The 270-nt window shown below is 47.0% G+C and carries 1 protein-coding gene; it reads right to left on the minus strand.

Annotated features, from left to right (window positions below; genetic code table 11):
• On the minus strand, positions 1–270 hold a 270-nt coding region (locus AB4496_RS23830), incomplete at both ends, for a GMC oxidoreductase (protein WP_372132238.1).

Raw genomic sequence — 270 nt, forward strand, 5'->3', positions numbered from 1 at the left:
AACTGGGTGATACTGAGTGTCTGCACGGTTGCGAATATCTTGCTCGATAGCCTCGTCATCACTGGCGTCCACTGGGTAGAAAGCATTACCACGGATGTCGTCAAACGCCGAACTCTCTAACATTTGATACTGCTTCTTCCAGCCCTTAATCATTATCTCCATATCTTCAGGATGACTGAAAAACGCAGGATCGATCTTAGGCGGATCATAAGGATCATTACTATTGAGCGTTACGCTGCCGTTGCTTTTCGGACGCAACAAGGTGACATG

It is taken from the genome of Vibrio sp. 10N.222.46.A1, from assembly GCF_041473595.1.
GTDB lineage: Bacteria > Pseudomonadota > Gammaproteobacteria > Enterobacterales > Vibrionaceae > Vibrio > Vibrio tasmaniensis_A.